Raw genomic sequence first — 3,436 nt, 5'->3', positions numbered from 1 at the left:
TTGTCCCAGCCTCTTTTTTGACTACTAACCTGTAGCTTTTTATTTTTCTAAATCATATATGATAGAATATAAGTAGTTTGATACAAAATAAGCTTGAGCTTTTCAGTGAAGGGAAAATATGAAGAACAAAAATACTCCAATTAATCCGAAGTTATATTACAGCACAGTGTTAGTGGTGATTGCACTTATGCTGCTTGGGCTGTTTGCTGGCAATCCACTTCTTCATCATCTTGGACCAGGCTATCTGACGCATGGTGTTTTAGTTTTCTTTTTATCTATTTGCTTATTAATTTACCCTTTATATAAGTCACATTTTTTTAGAATCATTATAATCGTCGTGGCATCTACATACTTTTATACCATCTTCTTTTTATATCCGAATACTTGGTCTAACTTTATATTTTTATGCTTTATACCTGCCATTTCCATTTTGTTTTTTGATAAAAAACTTTTTCATCTTTCCTTACTATTAAATACTTTCTCTATCATCATTCTTTTTAGCTATATTGCCATAGTTGATCGAGGGGAATTATATTCTTATATAAGAGAAGACTTAATTGGAAATATTATCAACTTTTTAGGAAGCCAGGCCATTCTTTATTTTATTTTTTACTTATCGTATGAACGGTTGAAGAAACAGAAGCTCTACTATGAGCAAATTAAACATTCAGAACGTCTGAAAACAACTGGACAGCTGGCTGCTGCGATGGCACATGAGATTAGAAATCCATTAACAGTTGTGAAAGGCTTCTTACAGTTATATGAAAAAGAAAATACATATAATGAAAATAGTAAGCGGCATTTTTCGTTAATGATTAACGAATTAAGCACGGCAGAACAGGTGATTTCTCAATATTTATCCATTGCCAAACCAGACAAAGACACTGAAACGGAACTAGTGAATGTAAAGGATGTTCTTCAAAGTGTAACGGACCTGCTCAACACTTATGGCCTTCTACATGATAATAAGATTGTACTAAGTAAGGTAGAGGATGGTTATATCGCTGCGAGTACCATTGAACTTAAACAATTATTAATTAATATTATTAAGAATGCCATGGAAGCATCAAAAGTTGGTGATTCTGTTGTCGTTACCTCTGAATGTAAAAAAGACTTGATTGAAATAAAAGTAATGGATTGTGGACAAGGGATGTCAAAGGAAGAAATGGAATCTCTTGGTACTCCGTTTTATTCATTAAAAAGTAGAGGAACGGGCCTAGGAATGATGATTTGCTATAATATTGCTGCAAAGTATAAAGGAACGATCCACTTTGATAGTGTTAAAGGTAAAGGAACAACGGTTACGATTCGATTTCCATCATAAAGAGCGGTGTTTTACTTGTGCTCAATAATCGGGTCAGATGGTAGAGTTGGAAAAAGGAAATCTATGTATAATCAGTGATGTAAGTTTATGTTTTTTATGTAATAATTATTTAGTAGAGATGTTAATTTTCAATTCATACGCAGTGAAAGTGGGAATCATAATGGCAACAGGAACACATATAGTAGAAATTCCAGTAGATGTACAAGCAGTTTGGGATTATGTCAGTGATCTTGAAAAATGGGCAACGTCAGTACCAGCCTATAAAGAACATAAAATCTTAAATGACAAGCAATCTATTTGGACATTTGAAGGTAGTGTGAAAGGTATTAAAAAAACAATACAAGCGCAGGTAGATATTACCGAATGGAATGAACCTTCAAATATTAAGTTTGAACTAAAAGGTTTATCAGATAATTTTACAGGAAGCGGTCACTTTACTGGAGAAGATGTTAATGGTAAAACAACAATGACTTGTACGGTGGACGTCCATGCAGGTGGATTAGCAGGTGCGATGCTAACACCAATTATTAAATGGGCTGTTCCAAAAGTAGCCTATCGTTTAACAGAATCTATCGCACGTAAAATTGCAGTATTCTCATAGTTTTCAAGTGATTGAAAGCTGATTCATTTTGGAGATACCTTGTCTGACAAATTATATTTAATAATTTTAAAATACTGTGCATCCTTCTAGGGTCACAGTATTTTTTTTCTTTTTATACGGGAATTTAGTTCACAATTTACGTTTGTACACACACGAATTGGGTGCGTTAATTTGATGAGAGACCCATCGAAAGACGATTTTTTCAGAAAGGAGGAAGCGGGATGGAAAAAAGATGAAATAATAAGAGAATGGTACATGACACACGCTTTCAATGGCGATGTTCCCGTTTACATGATGTTTGTTTACGTTTTCCTCGTCTTTGTCTAAAAAGACTTTTCAGCAGATAATAAAAATATACTTTTTAGGAAGGTGGGAACTTAAATGAGAAAATTTGTTAAAGTTGTAGCGAAAGCGATCGAACATCTTGGCAGTTGTTACGTAATGAAATAACTCAATCAAAAAAAGTAAGGATGTTTATCATTGAAAATTTATATTGAATTTCATATTGATCCACCGGAAGTCGTTTCTCAAATGTAAAAAAGAGAATCGGCTTTTTTGTTGTTTGTATGGAGAAATATTATCCCGACAGGCGTTTTGCTATATCGAAGTTTTTTCAAATGAATATGATGAGGGATAAGACTATAACTAGGAATGTACTTTTACCTAGGAAGGAGATGTTATATGTTTGAAAATGTTTCAATCATAATACCTTTTCAAAATGATTTTGGTCCTCGGCTTGATGCATTTTTATGGGTAAAAAAATTCTTTCAAACGACAATGCCTGGTGCCGAATTGATTGTTGGCACAACAAAAGGTGGCCGATTTAATAAAGCCAAGGCGGTAAATCTTGCTGCAAAGGATGCAAAAAGAGATATTCTTCTCATTGTGGATGCTGATACTGTGTTCGACCCTAACAGTATTCTAGAATCAATAAAATTGTTGCGTGATGCAGCATGGGTCATTCCATTTACGGAAGTATATGATGTTCCAATGGAAATGACAGAAAGAGTCATGGGAACGAAACCGGGCTGGCCGCTAAATGTAAAATTAGAAGAGTGCCAGAAAGTGAATTGGATGTACGATGGATTTGCCGGTAAAGTAAATCTTATTCCAAAAAGGAATTTTGAAAAAGTCGGTGGCTTTGATGAACGTTTTGTCGGCTGGGGAGGAGAAGATGATGCATTTGCATGGTCAGTGAATACCGTGTGCGGGAAATTTGTGAACTACGACGCTAAAGTATTTCATCTTTGGCATCCACCAGCGTTCAATTCAGATAGCAGTGGAAACGATGCTCTAGTTGCTCGGTACATGTTCGCAAATGGAAACAAAGAGGAGATGCTAAAAATAATTAGAGAACGCTAATTAAGTTGATAAGAATCGGAATCCGTAACCATCAACGGTCCTATTTAAGGTAACTGAATACTAAGTTGGCGGAAATAATGGGATAATTGGCGGAAAAAAGAGGAAAGTGGGCGGAATTAAATAAAAGGTCGGCGGAAAAAACAGAGAAA

General features: G+C 34.9%; 3 protein-coding genes. All 3 read left to right on the top strand.

Going from position 1 to position 3,436, the window contains the following annotated elements; all coding sequences use genetic code 11:
• Positions 1 to 118 precede the first annotated feature (118 nt).
• The 3 genes from V7266_RS19165 to V7266_RS19155 all read left to right on the top strand — a co-directional run bounded on the left by V7266_RS19165 (position 119) and on the right by V7266_RS19155 (position 3,287).
• On the top strand, positions 119 to 1,324 hold the full coding sequence (locus V7266_RS19165) for a HAMP domain-containing sensor histidine kinase (protein WP_335469974.1): 1,206 nt from the start codon (positions 119 to 121) through the stop codon (positions 1,322 to 1,324).
• 160 nt (positions 1,325 to 1,484) lie between these two features.
• A complete protein-coding gene (locus V7266_RS19160) occupies positions 1,485 to 1,925 on the top strand; it encodes a CoxG family protein (RefSeq protein WP_335469973.1) in 441 nt (146 codons plus the stop codon).
• A gap of 681 nt (positions 1,926 to 2,606) precedes the next feature.
• A complete protein-coding gene (locus tag V7266_RS19155) occupies positions 2,607 to 3,287 on the top strand; it encodes a glycosyltransferase family 2 protein (protein ID WP_335469971.1) in 681 nt (226 codons plus the stop codon).
• Positions 3,288 to 3,436 lie beyond the last annotated feature (149 nt).

The organism is Neobacillus drentensis (assembly GCF_036965645.1).
GTDB lineage: Bacteria > Bacillota > Bacilli > Bacillales > Cytobacillaceae > Neobacillus > Neobacillus drentensis_D.
This window is presented reverse-complemented; position numbering and strand designations above follow the sequence as displayed.

What these genes read in the sequence shown, in the direction of transcription:
- V7266_RS19160 (WP_335469973.1), top strand. Translation starts at nt 1,485, where the DNA reads ATGGCAACAGGAACACATATAGTAGAAATTCCAGTAGATGTACAAGCA.
- V7266_RS19165 (WP_335469974.1), top strand. Translation starts at nt 119, where the DNA reads ATGAAGAACAAAAATACTCCAATTAATCCGAAGTTATATTACAGCACA.
- V7266_RS19155 (WP_335469971.1), top strand. Translation starts at nt 2,607, where the DNA reads ATGTTTGAAAATGTTTCAATCATAATACCTTTTCAAAATGATTTTGGT.